The 17541-nt window shown below is 38.0% G+C and carries 12 protein-coding genes; 7 read left to right on the top strand and 5 right to left on the bottom strand.

The features are described from left to right. Positions 1-19 precede the first annotated feature (19 nt). The 7 genes from QNI22_RS16875 to QNI22_RS16905 all read left to right on the top strand — a co-directional run bounded on the left by QNI22_RS16875 (position 20) and on the right by QNI22_RS16905 (position 7100). Complete coding sequence (locus QNI22_RS16875; RefSeq protein WP_314512362.1) at positions 20-769, top strand: lysophospholipid acyltransferase family protein; 750 nt, start codon at positions 20-22, stop codon at positions 767-769. A 281-nt stretch (positions 770-1050) separates the two neighbouring features. Next, positions 1051-2547: a cysteine--tRNA ligase gene (cysS, locus tag QNI22_RS16880; RefSeq protein ID WP_314512363.1), complete on the top strand. Its 1497-nt coding sequence runs from the start codon at positions 1051-1053 to the stop codon at positions 2545-2547. A 72-nt stretch (positions 2548-2619) separates the two neighbouring features. Then, complete coding sequence (locus tag QNI22_RS16885; RefSeq protein ID WP_314512365.1) at positions 2620-3408, top strand: hypothetical protein; 789 nt, start codon at positions 2620-2622, stop codon at positions 3406-3408. 153 nt (positions 3409-3561) lie between these two features. Next, positions 3562-4575: a M28 family peptidase gene (locus tag QNI22_RS16890; protein WP_314512366.1), complete on the top strand. Its 1014-nt coding sequence runs from the start codon at positions 3562-3564 to the stop codon at positions 4573-4575. 138 nt (positions 4576-4713) lie between these two features. Continuing rightward, positions 4714-4872: a 50S ribosomal protein L34 gene (gene rpmH, locus QNI22_RS16895; protein WP_313979147.1), complete on the top strand. Its 159-nt coding sequence runs from the start codon at positions 4714-4716 to the stop codon at positions 4870-4872. A 74-nt stretch (positions 4873-4946) separates the two neighbouring features. Further along, on the top strand, positions 4947-5360 hold the full coding sequence (gene rnpA / locus QNI22_RS16900; RefSeq protein ID WP_314512368.1) for a ribonuclease P protein component: 414 nt from the start codon (positions 4947-4949) through the stop codon (positions 5358-5360). 84 nt (positions 5361-5444) lie between these two features. Then, entirely contained in the window at positions 5445-7100 is a 1656-nt protein-coding gene (locus tag QNI22_RS16905; RefSeq protein WP_314512370.1) for a S41 family peptidase, read from the top strand. 42 nt (positions 7101-7142) lie between these two features. Here QNI22_RS16905 and QNI22_RS16910 read toward each other — a convergent pair whose 3' ends face one another. The 5 genes from QNI22_RS16910 to QNI22_RS16930 form a co-directional block, all read right to left on the bottom strand. Beyond that, positions 7143-11153 (bottom strand): AAA domain-containing protein, encoded by a 4011-nt coding sequence (locus QNI22_RS16910; protein ID WP_314512372.1) that lies wholly within the window; start codon positions 11151-11153, stop codon positions 7143-7145. 427 nt (positions 11154-11580) lie between these two features. Further along, entirely contained in the window at positions 11581-13617 is a 2037-nt protein-coding gene (locus tag QNI22_RS16915) for an ATP-binding protein (RefSeq protein WP_314512374.1), read from the bottom strand. A 143-nt stretch (positions 13618-13760) separates the two neighbouring features. Further along, on the bottom strand, positions 13761-14303 hold the full coding sequence (locus QNI22_RS16920; RefSeq protein ID WP_314512375.1) for a heme NO-binding domain-containing protein: 543 nt from the start codon (positions 14301-14303) through the stop codon (positions 13761-13763). 609 nt (positions 14304-14912) lie between these two features. Next, positions 14913-16163 (bottom strand): metabolite traffic protein EboE, encoded by a 1251-nt coding sequence (gene eboE / locus QNI22_RS16925; protein ID WP_314512377.1) that lies wholly within the window; start codon positions 16161-16163, stop codon positions 14913-14915. Between the two features lie 71 nt (positions 16164-16234). Beyond that, a complete protein-coding gene (locus tag QNI22_RS16930) occupies positions 16235-17410 on the bottom strand; it encodes a 3-dehydroquinate synthase (protein WP_314512379.1) in 1176 nt (391 codons plus the stop codon). Positions 17411-17541 lie beyond the last annotated feature (131 nt).

Here is a 17541-nt window from a genome sequence, read left to right on the forward strand (position 1 = left end):
TAATTGTTCTCACTAGCTCATGCGACGACTGTATTCTTTTTGGTGTTATTTCTGGTTTCTTGGATTGTTTTTATTGTTGTTTCCATTTTTCTGGTTGTTTCTGCAACGAGAAAAATGGCATCCTAAAGCCCATTACCTTAATCGTTTATGGGGCCAATTATTTTTTCCGTTATGTGGGATCTCTGTTGATATAGAGAACAGAGCAACATTATCTCATAATCAAGCCTATGTATTCTGCTCCAATCATTTTTCCTATCTGGATATTGCAGTAATGGGAGTGGTATTGCCTCACTATTATGCTTTCATTGGAAAAAGCCAGATTACCAAAGTTCCTCTGTTTGGCTATATGTTTCGCAAGCTTCATATTCCGGTCAATCGGGAGAGCAAACTGGAACGTTACAGAATTGTACAGAAATCCGTGCATTTTCTTCAGCACAATCGTAGCATTGTAATCTTTCCGGAAGGTGGCATTAAATCCAAACAACCTCCACGAATGGCACCTTTTAAGGATGGGGCTTTTCGGATGGCTATTGATACACAGGTGCCTATTGTTCCCATAACGTTCCCATATAACTGGCAGATCCTACCAGATGATGGAAAGCTGTTATTTTTACGTAAAGGCATAAAAGTAATCATTCATGAACCTATTCCAACAACAGGAATGACAGTTGATGATATGGAATCATTGAAAGATCAGACTTTTACGGTCATTGAATCTGAATTAGAGAAATATTTTACTTCACTCCAAAAGGAGAAACAAGTAAAATAACTATCTTTATGGCTGGTATTCAAACCACTATCCTTTCCTAAGCAACCCACTTATAAAAATGAAGAATATCTGTAGTTTTTAACTTTACTGTAGATAAACTATTTGCTATAGTTAAACTCTCTGTATCTTTGTTGCCATTTTTCATATATGGTTCTGGTGAACTCAAATTTTTCCACAAAAGAAGTATGCTACTGAACAAATACCTCGATCGATGTTGTTGCATGTAAACCTTTTCATGCATAAAACATTCCTGATCTTTCAATTTTAATTCTTTACTCTTTGTGAATCCCCAGCCATTAAAACTTTATAACACACTTACACGTCAGAAAGAACTGTTTGAATCCATACACCCTTCTTATGTTGGTATGTATGTGTGCGGCCCGACAGTATATAGTTCTGTCCATCTGGGCAATGTACGTACATTTCTTACATTCGATATACTGTATCGATATTTGCTTCACTTAGGCTATAAAGTCAGATATGTGCGAAACATTACAGATGTAGGCCATCTGGAAAATGATGCCGATGACGGAGAAGATAAGATTGCCAAAAAGGCTCGTTTGGAACAACTGGAACCCATGGAGGTTGTCCAGTTTTATACTAACAATTTTCATGATGTACTACGTATCATGAACATGTTACCTCCAAGTATAGAACCCTCTGCGACAGGGCATATGGTAGAACAGATTGAGGCAGTAAAAGAACTAATCACAAAAGGATACGCCTATGAATCAAATGGGTCTGTATATTTTGATATAAATACATACCAGTCATCACACCAGAATTACGGACAACTTTCTGGTCGGGTAATAGAAGAACTAATCAATGAAACCCGTGAACTGGATGGGCAGTCGGAAAAACGGAACCCGCTGGATTTCGCAATTTGGAAGAAAGCAGCACCAGAGCATATTATGCGTTGGAAATCTCCCTGGAGTGATGGCTTTCCAGGCTGGCATTTGGAATGTACTTGTATGAGTACGAAATATCTGGGTAATCACTTTGATATTCATGGTGGAGGTATGGATTTGAAATTTCCACATCATGAATGTGAAATTGCTCAGGCAGTAGGTATTAATGGAGTACAGCCAGTAAAATATTGGATGCACTCGAATATGCTGACATTGAATGGAGAGAAAATGTCCAAAGCAAAAGGTAATTCCATTTTACCAGATCAACTGTTTACAGGACAAAATTTACTCTTAACTCAGGCATATAGCCCAATGACTGTACGGTTCTTTATGCTGCAATCGCAATATAGAAGTGTATTAGATCTGGGAAATGATGCACTACAAGCAGCAGGCAAAGCCTATCGGCGCTTAATAAATGGGCTTCTTTATATCAAAACAAAAACCTTTTCAGAAGTAGATGGAGTATTGGTAAATGAAAAACATCTGCAAGACATCAAAACAGCCGCACAAGGTTGCTATGATGCCATGAATGATGATCTGAACACGGCAGTCACTATTGCCAAGCTATTCGATCTGCTTAAGAAAATAAATCAACTACAATTAGGACAAATACAAAGTGCAGAGCTGGGAGAAGAAGGATTTAATATGCTCCGTATCACGTACGTAACTTTTATCGAAGAAGTATTAGGACTCAAAGAAGAGAAACCTGACGCATTTGAGTTGTTACTCTCTGAGCTTCTTGCTATCTATAAAGATGCAAAAGTTGAGAAAAATTACACAAAAATAGATGAAATCCGGGCTCAATTGAAACAAATTGGAGTTGTTGTACGTGATATGAAAACTGGTATAGCCTGGGCGTATGAAGAGTAGTTATTTGATTGAGTGGCCTATGGCTGATAAGTTGTCATTTTGGGTAAGTATCTTTTTTGAACAGGAACGCCTATGCACTCTCACAACAAGTATTGGTTCTTTTTCCAGTGTATTCTGATGGTCAAAAAGATACTCTTAGTAATAACGATTCCTGTCACTGTGTTCTCATGTCACAGTGGCAGGCAATCTGCTTTAGCCCAAACAGTAGCAGTGCATAAGCTGGAAGGACGCAAACAAGATCCGCAGGTAGTTGCTTCTACCCGTTTTTCTTTTGTTCAGCCTACCGACTCTACACGTTTTGTATTGTCTGTTATCTCAGAAAAAGAGTTTGCATCCAGTGAAATAACCTATCAGGATAAAATAAAGAGAGATACTAACCGGTTTAAAATAATTAACGGAGAAATCAGATTACCATTAGCTACAGGAAAATCATTTGTTGTAAAGAACAATCTTTCTAAGGATGATAATTTCCTTGAATACAAATACATTGGATACTTACCAGATATTGATAAATATTTAATGGAATGTACAGGCTATGAATGGTACGAATATTTCACAGTAGATAAGCAAACGGGTGATACAGCAATCTTCTTTGAAAAACCACAAATATCTCCTCTCAATGGAAAGCTAGCCTGTGTTTATTATGATATGTACCAAACTGAATTACCAATGATTCAGATTAGTACATATAAGCTTACCGCCAAGCAGATTTCTGGCTATGATACCACCTATATAGCAATCAGTGATCAAAAATATCCTATGGCATGCACATTAATATGGGAAAATGAAATTTCTATGCTCATTAAATTGTCTTTCGAATCCAGTTCATCCGAATATTTGAGACTAAAAATGCGTCGATGAGTTTTCACTTCTAATATCCTGTTTGAGTTAACCCGGCCAGAATTAAAGAAAGAATGTTTGCAAAGTTGATTTTTGTAACGTTTCTTTATCCTCTTTCGAATACACCTGAAACAACTATCTTATCAACCGAAGGATCTGGTATTATTTTTTCTGATGAAAAAGATTATATTTTTTATAGGAGCAGTAGTGTGGTTATCAGCCTGTCAGGATGGTGCAAAAGGGAGTGAGACCCAGACCACACAAACAACAGAAAGCCAATCTGTAATTACAACCAAAGCACCTGATTTTTCGGCAGATTCTGCTTACTCCTTTGTAGACAGACAAGTCAAATTTGGTCCAAGAGTGCCTAACACTGCTGGGCATCGTGCCTGTGGAGATTATCTGATAGCTACATTAAAACAATATGGAGCCGAGGTAACTGTACAGGAGTTTACAGCGAATGCCTATGATAGAACACCACTTAAAGCACGCAATATTATCGCGTCATTCAATGCAAAAGCACCAAAACACATTCTCCTGGCAGCTCATTGGGATACCCGCCATGTAGCCGATAAAGATAGCGCTAAAACCAAACAACCTATTGATGGTGCTAATGATGGAGCTAGTGGAACTGGCATATTACTGGAAATAGCCAGAGTCTTATCAACAGCATCAACAAAACCGACTGTTGGTGTTGATATTATTCTTTTTGATGTGGAAGATTATGGCATTCCAGACTTTGAAAACAGAGACAAATACACAAATCCGGAATCTAATGTAGAATATTATTGCCTAGGCTCTCAGCATTGGGGTAAAAACCTGCACAAACCAGGTTATTCAGCCTACTTCGGGATATTACTTGACATGGCAGGGGCTAAAAACGCTGTTTTTAATAAAGAAGGAAGTTCAGTAAGATATGCTGCTGGCATTGTAGATCAGGTATGGAATATAGGTCAGGCGCTAGGTTATGGACAATATTTCCGTAATGGTCAGGCACCTGAAATTATAGATGACCATGTATATATCAATGAGTATGCGCGTATCCCAACTATCGATATCATCGATTTCTCAACAGAAGGCGAGTTTGGAAAATACCATCACACTCATGCAGATAACATGCAGATTATAGATAAGAATACACTTAAAGCAGTTGGGCAAACCGTATTACAGGTAGTATATCAGGAATAAAATAAGCCTAAACCAAGCTTATTCAGATTAATATATAACAAAATACGATCAAATATTTTTATTTTAAAATGCTTTCTTTATCTTTGCAACCCTGTTTTTTAGAAATGCATCTAAAATAATAATATTAAGTTTATTGTCATGAAACGTACATTTCAGCCCTCCAAGCGCAAGAGAAGAAACAAGCACGGCTTTCTTGAGAGAATGTCGACCCCTAATGGACGTCGGGTGTTAGCAAGCCGTCGCGCCAAAGGACGCAAAAAACTAACTGTGTCAGACGAAAGAAGACATAAAGCATAATTATACTAGCTGGTCATTTCTGGCATTTGTCATTGGCTATTATACTAATGATTATTTGCTGATCACTACTTCTTATGTTGGTAAAAAACCAAAATCTTCCCAAAGCTGAACGGCTCTGTAGCAAAAAGATAATCGAGGAACTTTTTCAGAAAGGTTCCTCTGTTTATTTATATCCTTTTCGGATTCAGTATCTTCCCAGAACAGACGAAGAAATCACCTATCCCCAAATATTTTTTTCTATTTCCAAGCGAAATTTTAAGCGTTCAAACAAACGAAATCTTATACGCCGCAGATTAAAGGAAATCTATCGTCATCATAAGTATGAATGGCTTTCAGCTACCCCTCCTTCCGTCTTTCCAGCCTATCTGAGTGTTATCTATGTAAGTAAGGAAATACTGCCTTCTGACATTCTGAGCAAAAAATTTAATGCGGTTTGGAAAAAGTTACAAGACGCTGGACTTCAGACTACTAGCCATTCATCATTTTAACAATTTAATCTTTGGCTTTTCGTTATCTATTTGCTAAATTTTACAACTTTTTTCAGTTGTAATTAATCAGCATTGAAAAATATTATGATTAAAGTTCGTAAATCTTTATTGTTTGCAGCAATTCCGGCAGCATTACTGGGAGGCTTTGCATTCTCTGATCCAGGAGAGCGTTACTTCGAAATAGCGAAGAATCTGGAGATCTTTGGTACACTTTTCCGTGAAGTAAATAACTTCTATGTTGATGAAGTCAATCCCAATCATGTGATGAAAGTAGGCATCGATGCCATGTTAAAATCTCTGGACCCTTACACAGATTATATTCCTGAAGATGAAATTGAAGATTATCGAACCATGACTACCGGACAGTATGGAGGAATTGGTGCAGTTGTAGGTTCTCGCATGGGAAAAACCTACGTGATCATGCCTCACGACAACTCTCCGGCAGTTCGCGCAGGATTAAAAGTAGGTGATGAGATTACCAAGATTGACGATATTGATCTGAAGAATAAAACCTACTTGGATGTAAATAAGCTACTCCGCGGGCAGGCAGGAACTCCGGTGAAGCTCACAATTAAGAGATATGGACAAGATAAATCAATAGAAGTTCCTCTGACACGTGAAAATATTAAGATCGATAATGTACCTTATCATGGTATGGTAACTAATGATATTGGCTACATTCATCTGGAAGACTTTACTAGTGGTGCTGTTCGTGAAGTAAAAAATGCTTTGATTGAACTTAAAGGTAAGGGAGCTAAGAAAATCGTGTTGGATTTAAGAGACAACCCGGGTGGTTTATTAAGTGAGGCTGTTAATATTTCCAATCTGTTTGTTTCTAAAGATGTTGAGATTGTAAGCACCAAAGGAAAGGTTACAGACTGGAACAAAGTCTATACAGCACTGAACCCGCCAGTAGATACAGATATTCCTGTAGCAGTATTAACCAGTAGCCGGAGTGCTTCTGCTGCAGAAATTGTGTCTGGCGTAATTCAGGATTATGATAGAGGTGTTTTGATAGGACAACGTACTTATGGTAAAGGCCTTGTTCAGGTTACCCGTCCATTGTCTTATAACTCACAACTAAAAGTGACGACAGCTAAATATTATATTCCTAGTGGCCGTTGTATTCAGGCAATAGATTACAGTCATCGCAATGAAGATGGCAGCGTTGGCAAGATTCCTGATTCCTTACGTGTTGCATTTAAAACTAAAAGTGGGCGTGTAGTATATGATGGAGGAGGTATTTCACCTGATGTAGAAGTAGAAAAGTCGCTGATTCCTCAGATTCTTTTCAGCCTGGATAATAAGAATTTACTATTCGATTATGCCAATAAGTATACGAATGAACATGCTTCTATAAAGTCCCCGAAAGAGTTTAAGCTTACAGATGCTGAATATCAGGAATTTGTAAAATGGCTTGGCAGTAAAGATTATGATTATACTACCCAGGTAGAAAGAAGCGTAGAAGATCTGATCGCTTATGCAAAAAAGGAAAAATATTATGAGGATATTCAGGAACAGATCAAAGCCTTGAAAAACAAGATGTATCATAACAAGGAATCTGACCTGCAAAAATTCAAGACAGAGGTTAAAGAAGCACTGGAAGAAGAAATAGTAGCCCGTTATTATTTTGAGAAGGGTATGGTAGAAGCTTCTTTTGATAATGATAAAGAATTAAAAGCAGCCGTAGAAGTTCTGAATGATCCTGCGAGATATAGTAAATTACTGAATAAGAAGTAGAAAAAGTAAAAGCCCGTATCTGTAAAGTACGGGCTTTTACTTTTATTGTTTAGGCAAGCGTCCTGACTTCTTCCACCACTCCCGACTATATACACGCTTAAATTTCCAATGCTTAGCGCTTAGTAGAAAAGGTGTGTAAGCATGTGCATCCTTAGCAGAAAGGCTTTGATAATATAAATCATCATCTGTAAGGATCAAAGCCTCATATCTTCCCTCCTGTTTTAAAGTGATATCAGCAAAGGGTAATTCTTTTATCGCGTCAGATTGTGAGTCTGCAATCCTATCTTTTAGTAATTTTTTAGATACAAACCTATCTGATATTTTAGGTTTAGGGACATACTCCCCAGCAGAGACCTGCCATGCATATTCCAGGTACTTTTGTAACAACCGAGGTCCTTCATGTAAGACATCATCTGTACGTAATTGTTGTGGATGAAGACTGGAAACAACATAAATACGTTCTTTGGCCCGAGTAATAGCAACATTCAATCGGTTTTCCCCTCCTTGCTGGTTTAAACTACCGAATTGCATCATCAGTCGTCCAGCACTATCCGGAGCGTAACCTAATGAGAAAATTATTATATCTCGTTCATCTCCCTGAACATTCTCAATATTCTTGACAAATAAACTATCTGGCAACAACCACCCATGTTCTATAGTGACTGCATCAAGCTTATCCTGTATCAGGCCCTGTTGTTTGTAATTAAATGTAACTACCCCTATTTGTTTCTCAGGATATTGCAGAACCAGCTTTTGAACCAATGCAACAACGACATCTGCTTCTTCATAATTCCGGCTATCTTTCCAAACACCATCTACTTTAACATAATGGATGGCAGGATCTATTTTGTTAATCAGATTAAAGTCAGGAAGTAGTTCCAGGTTCTGCTGATAGAAGTAACGATTAGAAAAATCAATCAATTCTAACGATTGACTACGATAGTGTCCCTTAAGTTGAGTTTGAGGCAAATACCTTGATGCCAAGTCCAGCAAAGAATTAACCTCCAGGTCAGGCACATCTTCTGAATCTTCCTCATACCGAATTTGATACAAATCATTCGGCTGCAATTGTTTGCTATCACCTGTGATAACTATCTGCTGAGCACGAGCCATGGCAGGTAAGCCACGTTCCGCAAAACACTGGGAAGCTTCATCAAAAATTACTAGATCAAATATTGTTTTTCCGGCCTTTGCAACAGCAGAGTTGTCTTCACCAGAACCAATATCCGAAGATTGAATATCCCAAATAGCAGAAACGGACTCAGGAGAAGCCATCCAGCAAGGAACCAGTTGAAATATTTCATCTCCTAACGCTCCAAATAATTTCCGCAAAGCCCAAATGTGACGTTTTTTTGAGACCTGGTGTTTCAGATCACGATAGGTAACCAGATTATTTAATCGATTGAACTCCACATTCCGATAGGTCTGTTCCCTCAGTTTCATCAACAACATCTCCCGACTCAGATTTTGCTTTTTTAACAGAGCTTCCTGTAGCTCATCCTCCATCTGCTTGAGTTTATGTGTTGATACTGCCCGTAACACAGGATATTGTCCTTCTATATGATCAATCCATGCCAGTCGAAGGCTATTGTCAAAAAGAGAGGCCCATCCAGAGAAAGTATTTTGTGAAAGGTCATCTTTACTCAATGCAGTATAATAAGTATGTAGCTTGGTTAATACATCACGTTCTTGTGAGGAAAAACTAATCTTAATCTTATCCAGTTCGCAAAGAGCATCAAAGTCTTCTGCAAGAGCAATGAGTTGATCCTGAATACTCATCGGATTTTTCCAGGCACGTGTCACCTGTTCCTGTGTCAGATACCGTCTCCATCTCACTTTACTTTGCCTCCACTCATCTGCTATTGCCTGCAATTGATAGAGTTTCTCCTGAAATACTCTATAAGAGCCCTGTAATAAAGCTGCTAACGGATAGAAGGAAGCCAGTTTCTTGGATAGTTTGTAGGCTTTCCGGGCAGTCCGTTGATTTTCAAACCATTGCTTAGCCAGATCTGGATCATACAGATTTTCAGTATTCCAGGCAACAGTAAGATTATCTTTTACTTTCTCGAATGATATTCGTCGTTTAATCTTCTCTACCAGTTTCTTTAAATCACTCCGTTCCAGAGATAATCCATTATCATTTGCAATGGATTGTACTTCCTTTTTTTCTCCTGAAAACCAACTCCACCTGATCCAAGAGAACAGATTTTGTCGTGCTTCCAGCGCATTCATACATAACTCCAATGCACGAGTTAGTTGATCCACAGAAAGACTCCTCTCGATACCTGTTCCCTTAAGGCATTTTAATATCTCTTTCTCATGTTTATCTAACCACTTAGATGTCACAAATGCGTTATTGCCTTTATAATAGTGAAGAAAAATCTGCCATACAGATTCATCTGGGATCAATTCAAATACCTGCCGCATCTTTCGTTCTTCTTCTGTCAATACTTCCAGATCTGAGATACTTAGCTTCAAATTGGCTATTCGATCTGCCTGTGTCAATACACTTTGTGCAGTAGCAGGTACTTCCTGAAGATATTCTGTAAGTAGATCCTGGTCAGAATAAGTAAACGCATGAAAGGAAACACGATCATGCAAGGGATAAAATTCAGCTTCTAAGGGCAAATAGGATTCATATACAGCCAAACGTCTCATAAAATCATCCGTTTCTCCAAACCGAAAATGTTTATATTCCTTTTTAAGAGAAACACCTGGCTTTTCAGGACTACTGGTCAAATACAGTTCTTTTACTGAGATACCACAAATTGTCTCATCAAATAATGTTTTCCGAAACTCTTCCAGTTCCTGAGTAAGCTTATCAATTCGCCGGCATTCTTGTGTAAAGTTACGTTCCAGATAGATAGCATCCAGACTCAGATTGAGACGTTTGTATTCGTCTATACGTTCTATCTGCCGATTTATCTGCTCATAAAGAGCCTTGCGGTCTTGTTTAAAATCATGGACTAACGCCAGAAAATCTGTAATCCCCACCTGCCGAAGTCGTTCATATACGACATCCAGTGCAACCCGTTTCTGACAAACCAACAGCACCCGTTTCCCCTGTGCGGCATAGTCTGCCATGAGATTGGCAATAAACTGCGATTTACCTGTTCCAGGAGGTCCTTGTACCACAATCGACTTACCTGACTTTACCATTTGCATAGCCTGCTCCTGTGAGGCATCTAAAGGCAATGGCGTCAACAAATTTTCTTCATTCGCAATCTTACGACTTTTTTCCTCTGTGATCTTTCGAAGAAAAAAGTCTTCAGTTTCTTTGAACTCATCCTTTTCAATCAGATACTGATAATCAGGCATTAAATAAGATCCTGCTTGTGGAAAAATTCCCAGAACTGCTTCAGGATATAATTTAATCTCTCCATTACGTTGCAAAGCCTCAAAATCCCCTCTTTTAAATGTTTGGAACGGTTGCAACTTATCTGTAAAAGTATCCTGATTGAAATTGATCTCAAGAGGGCTTTGTTTTAATAATTCATATAGTCGGGTTCGAAATTCCAGACTATCCTTACTAAAATCATCAAAGTCCGTCTCTATCCATTCATCTGTAATCTTTACATTATTGAAGTAGGAATAGGCTAGTAAAAAGCTTTTATTCAATTGGATCTCTTCACCTTCTCTTTGATATAATTCCCAACGGTTACCAGATTGTCCCAGGTGTACAGGAAAAAATAATAATGGACATCGAACGGGTGTGCCATCAATGAGTTTACCATGTATCATGGGATAACCAACATACAAATCCTGAGCACCACGTTCCTGTTCAATAAATGTAGCCGTCCGCACGATACGTCGTAATCGTTTGGTTGCTTCATTCACTTTGTCATACCGACTGTCCAATACATCACAAAGGGCAATCTTATTCTTTCCTGCAATCAGTTGGCGAATGATATCAAATGAAGGTTTATTATCAAGAAAATCCAATTCATGAAGATCGAAAAACTGCTCTGAAGGTAGTGTCAACAAAAGCAGTGACTTATTGGATGAGGTAAGATTAGTTAGCCGTTTTTGGTATGCTTTCAGAAGTGTTAACATGCACCCAAAGTACGCATTTAAATGCAGAAAATGAAAAAGAGCGAAGTACTGCTGTTTTATACACTTTTCTAATGTTAGGATGAGTATCCTTTAACACAGATTTTTTGTTTGTGCATAATTCAGTGCAAAAGATTTTTCAGTGAAGGTAGTATCATCTGTTCAATTAATAAAGAGTTTGCCTGTAACTACAATCACTTTTTCTTTTGCGCATAACTCACGACAAGTTGAGTTATGATCGGAATTCCGTTCATTTTTCGTTTTGCGCATAATTCACGGCACAAACAAAATCTGATCGGAATTCACCGCAAAACTATTGCTTGCCAACAACTATGCACATTGGACTTCTTTGTCATAAATAAAACATGGAAATAAAGCTAATCGCGAATCTGGTAGAAAATAGCCTGAACGCCCTATCTATAAAATCCTTTTAAATCATCCGGCTATTTACTTTGGTCAACGCTTTATTACTGAGCAGATCATACATAACCTTAAATAAGTTATCTCGCTGAAAGGGTTTAGTCACACAGGCATTCATTCCTTTATCCAGATACTCCTTTATATTCTCAACAATAGCATCTGCTGTCAGGGCAATTATAGGAGTAGTGATACACAAGTCTTTTCGTATAATCTCTGTTGCCTCAATACCTCCCATAACAGGCATTTGAATATCCATTAAAATAATATCAAATTCCTGCTTTCGTACTTCCGCAATTGCAGCCAAGCCATCGGGAACCAGCGTAACCTTTGTATTCCACTGCTGCAGAATCGTGATTGCAAGGAGTTGGTTAAACTCATTGTCTTCCACCAGGAGTACAGATTTTCCACTAAGGAAATCAGAATTGGCTTCATGGATAGATTCTTTATTGGCAGTTATTTCTACACCTTTTTCAAGTGTTACAGTCAGTGTGAAAATGGATCCCTTGCCAGGTGTACTACTTACGTCCAGCGATCCTTCCATTAACTCTGATAACTTTTTACAAATAGAGAGCCCTAAACCTGTGCCACCATATTTACGGGTAGTGGAAGTATCAGCCTGTGTAAAATCCTCAAAAATAGAGAATAGCTTATCGGACGAAATTCCAATCCCTGTATCCTCTACAGAAAAACGGATTATCTGATGGGAGGACAATTCTTCTAATAATGTAGCAGTAAGAGTAATTCGTCCATGATCTGTGAATTTAATAGCATTACTCAGCAGATTCATTAAAATCTGGTTTAACCGGTAAGGATCGCCTTTTATGTACTTGTTTATATGATGATCAATAGAAGAAGAAAGTGTAATGTTCTTCTCAGAAGCCTTAATTTGCAGTGAACGTATCAGACTTGACAGCTTTTCATTGAGATCAAAATCGATATGTTCCAGTTCCAATCTACCTGCACCTATTTTAGACAGATCAAGAATATCATTGATAATAACTAATAAGTTTTCAGCAGATGTATGAATAGAATGCACATATTCTTGCTGTTTTTCAGTTAAAGGTGTTTCCCGTAGCAAATCACTAAGCCCAATGATCGCATTCATAGGCGTCCTGATTTCATGGCTGGTATTGGCTAAAAACCTTTCCTTGGTAGCAGCCAGTTCAAGTGCCTTCTGACGTGAGAGTAGTAATTCTTCTTCTGCTTCCTTTTTATATGTAATATCTCTGGCAACCGCTGTAATTCCTACGATCTGATTATTTTCAAAAATGGCTATGCTATTCTGAGATAGCCATCTCTGTCGGCCATCTTTATGTGTAAAGGTATAGTCAAAGCTGACTTTAGGTAATTGTCTATGAATCTGATCCAAAAAAATTCGTATTACTTCTTCTTTAAAAGAGGGTGAAACTACATATTGTATCTTTTGTCCAATAATTTCTTCTGCTGTATATCCAGTAATATCTTCTGTTGCAGGATTAATATATGTAATCGTTCCTTGTGTATTATACCGAAAAATGATATCAGTTGCATTCTCAACAAGTTGACGAAAAAGAAGCTCCTTCTGCTCTATTATCTGTTTCTGCTCTTTTAAATTATTTGCTAATGAGCGGATTTCAGATGTATTTATCTCATGTATCTTCAGAAACTGAATCATGTCTGTGAATGAATCACTAAGTGCAAAGTCTGGAACACTTAGTGAATATTGTGCTAACTGATCTGTTGAGGTAAGCCAAGGCGTTCCTATAAACAAAAGTGTATGACTTTTGTTTAAGAAGATAAATTGCCCACGCAGAGTAAGCCCTTTTGTTGATTCTGTGAGAATAAATATTTGTGAAGAATATTCCAATATACTTTCAAACGTGTACTTTGCACTCCATGGTCTCTGAATATGAAAACAAGCTGAAAATAATGGACAGGAGGCTACTTGAGAATTGATCTTCTGTAAGCTTTTCCCAGATTTCTTAATAATCAAAGATTGGTCCATTTCAAAAAAGAAAGGGAACAATAAATCCACATCAATAGAATTACTATTATATAGAAATTCCATATTTCTACAGAGAAAGTTGAAAATTTGTCAAAGAGAATACTATTTGTGTAAATATTCTCCCTTATAAAAACACAGGTCAGAAATATTTTCGATGATAGGGTATAAGTTTTCAGACCTACACTCTTGGACGAGAAGATAATATCTTACCAACTTATCTTAAAGATATCTGCTTCGTCTTTACTTTTTTTAGCCTGAAGTAATGCTACTGATACAGACTCATGAAATGCTTCTGCCAAGCCAATAATTAAGCCTTCCGCAAAGTCAGTCAATCCCATTCGGGTAGAATAATAATGTATATGTAATTCTTTCTCATTGATAGCTTGGGTTCTGAATTCGGGAGGGGTAATACTGGGATAGACAAGCATGACACGACTGTGAAAGTTTGGCAGATTAATTAAAAACTCTCGCAAGTTCCTTCCTCCGGTAAGCATCAAAGAGCCATAATGCTGATGGCCCGTATTATGTATCCAATATCTACCAAAAGCAAGTAATACTTCACGCAGGCTCAAACCCAATATATGGCTGGCAGAGCCTGCTAACTTATAGGTTATCGAATCGTCGTAGGGTTCATTGCTAATGAATAAATCATCTGCAATACCACTATGAACTTTGATCTGATTCCATTTCTCAAGACCGAAATTTTCAGTAACGAGACCTTGGATTGCTTTATTGACAATTCCGTACATATGATTAGAGCTTAAAATGATAAAATGGGAAAGAAATTATTGTTTCTTACATTATCGATTAACTCAAATTAGTATTGAACTGCTGACTTGTATTTCTATTACCTAATGAAAAGTAAAGAATGCTATTCATGAAAGGTTGCAATGTTGAAAGAAATACTTGTCAAAATACCAGGGAATACAGAAAAGTGACTTTCAAGCCCTGTATTATTGGTTGGTGAGAGGTTTGGTATCAGAGATATAAAGTTTCCTGAAAAAATTGTAAAAGGCAATAGATTAGAAGTTTTTTTCAGAGTAAAAATACTATAAAAAATACATCTACCGATATCTTTTCTTAATCAACTAACACTCTGACAAACAAGCATTAATAAATATTTCACAAAGCATATCACACAAGTATTTATACTTAATTTCCATTGAGCATGAATTTCATTTCTTCACTTTTTCCACATGAGTACTAGTTGGATATTAAGATAAATATCTCTTAAAGATGAAGGCATTGCTATCACTTGATAACTATGCCTTTATAAAGTAAGTAAACTAGCTTTAATAAGTCTGCTCCTGTATATGTAATATACAGGATTATGCTTTTTGAGCTGCTATATCTGTTTGTTATTCAATTAGTTTGTGCAAAACCCACTTCATCTCTCTCTCAATAGAATCTTTTAAATTTATTTTTAATTCTGCAGGTAATACTTCCCATGTATAGGTTTCTACCTCCAGGTGATTTGTAAATGGACTGGCTTTTTGAATACGCAATACCTTTTCTATATCTTCCTGGGTAGATTGTAGTAGACCATAATCCTTAATAAACAAGGGTACATGGAAATGTGTACGCCACTCTGCCACATCCGGATCAAAAATATGTGGCAAGGCGTCGGAAAGGTCTGGATACTGCTGACGAGCAGACCAATTCTCATTTGCATGTAAATTTGTTTTTCTGGCCACAACCTGATGAAGATATGTCGATTCTGACAGATTTTGAAAGGCTTGTAGTAAAGGTCCTCTGGACTCAACAGGTGTAGGCAAATCCGCTTTGAGGGCAGCACTAATCTGAATCTTTCCAATACGGATTTCCGCTTCCTTAAAGGCTTTTACTGCCGCAGCTGGCTCTTCATACATTACAGCGAAATGACATACATCATAGCATAACTGTATATGCGTGCGGGCTAGCTCTTCTGCAGCTTCATGTTTAACTGAAAGATTATCTACCAAATAAGCAGCGACAATAGGTATCAACGTTTTATTAAAAAGCTCAATCGTATCCTGTACATGATCAATAGAGCCATCAGGTTCTGGTTCTATGTCTATATGGATCACTTTTCCTTTTTCCAGAGACAGTCCCACCAGTTCCTTCACTACTTCAGCCATATGCAGACATCCTTTTCGGATAGCATCCTGGTGTGCAGACGGATTAGTATACCATCCCCGATAAGAAAAAGGAGAAGTAGAGATACCTGCATCACATTTGTCACAAGTATCGGGTACATTAGGTAGCTCTGCCAGGATCTGTGCTAGTCTGATAGTATAATCCCGTCGCTCCGTTGTTGTCCAGTCAGGACGATGTACATCATCTTTTACCCGTTGTCGGTGAAAACCTCCATAAGGAAAGCCGTTCATGGTAAACACATACAAGTTGTTTTCCATAAGCCACTTTTTGAAAGCATCCAGTTCGGCTGGTTGAATGAGTGTTCGACTGGCTTGATCTGGTAATCGTAGACCTATTGCAAAAGCATTATCTGGTGCAATAGATTCCTTAAGTGGTAGTACATACTCCTGAAGACTTTGAAATATATCTTTCCAGGATTCACCTGCATGAATATTGGTGCAGTAGGTGAGATGAATATTATTACTCAGATGCATGGGGTAATAATCAAAAAGTGAAGGTAGATGAAGTATCTATCACTTAAAATACATCATCTACCTGTTTCAAACTAAATATTAACTTCGGTTTTCTGTTTTCGTGTCTCCAGAATACCAATTGCTTTTGTCATTAATTCGGTATTGATTTCGTGGACTTCTACCCCTTTTCCAATTCGCTCCAGCAACATAATTGTAAGGCGCCCGCCTAAGTGTTCTCTAAACTCATGCAAGCCTCGAATTACTGCCAACTCTCCGGTAGATGTTCTGGCTGATAGTTCAGGGATATATAACTCAAAACCTAATTGTTCCAACAGCTCTATTATCTGATCTGACTCCTCAGCTGACAGTTTGCCTACAAGTTGAGAATAAATACTATCCAATGCAATCCCAATGGCTACAGCTTCGCCATGCCGTATCTGGTAGCCATTCAATGCTTCTAGTTTATGAGCAGACCAATGACCAAAGTCCAAGGGACGAGACGATCCCATCTCAAATGGATCTCCACCCGCAATATGATTCAGATGTAACTCTGCACATTGGTGAATCAGTTGTTGCATAGCAGGCATGTCTCTCGTTGCCAGGGCAGAGGCATTTTCAAAAAGAAATGAAAAGAAAGCAGAGTCCTTAATTAATGCTACTTTAACTGCTTCTGCAATTCCACTCCGCCAATCTCTATCCTGTAATGCTGCTAAAAAGTCAAAATCATTCAAAACGGCAAAAGGTGGAGCAAAGGTGCCCAGAAAATTCTTTTTGTTAAATGCATTTACACTGTTCTTCACTCCAATGCCGGAATCATTCTGTGCCAATACTGTTGTTGGTATCCGTATCAAACGTACACCACGATGCGAAACCGCCGCAGCAAACCCTGCCATGTCTAATACTGCACCACCACCTATGACAGCAATATAGGAGTGTCGGTCTATGCCAAACTCATTTACAGCCTGCTCTATCTTTTCTACCCACTCTGTCGTATTTTTGCAAGCTTCACCACCTTCTACGAAAATAGGACTTCCCGCAAGCTGGAAAATGGTTCGGTTTGCTTCTGCATAGGTTTGTATTTGCTCTTCCAGTTGGGGGTATGCAAGGGCCACCCCACTATCAATTATAAATAAAACCTTACCAATAGCTCCTGGATAAGAAGGCTGTATAGTTTGTGCAAAAAGAGGGTTATCCAGCTTGAATAATCCGTTGGTAAAATGTACGGGATATTGAAATCTGACCTGAAACTGTTGATATAAGGATTGCATAATAGGTATAACTCGCTACAGATTCACAAAAATGCGAATCTTTTATTAAAATGTGAAGAAACTGGACACTTCATTATCAGGTTGGGATTTGCTTTCTACTTCTCGTAACAAATAGTAATCCGGAAAAGTTG

This window comes from Xanthocytophaga agilis (assembly GCF_030068605.1).
Lineage (GTDB): Bacteria > Bacteroidota > Bacteroidia > Cytophagales > 172606-1 > Xanthocytophaga > Xanthocytophaga agilis.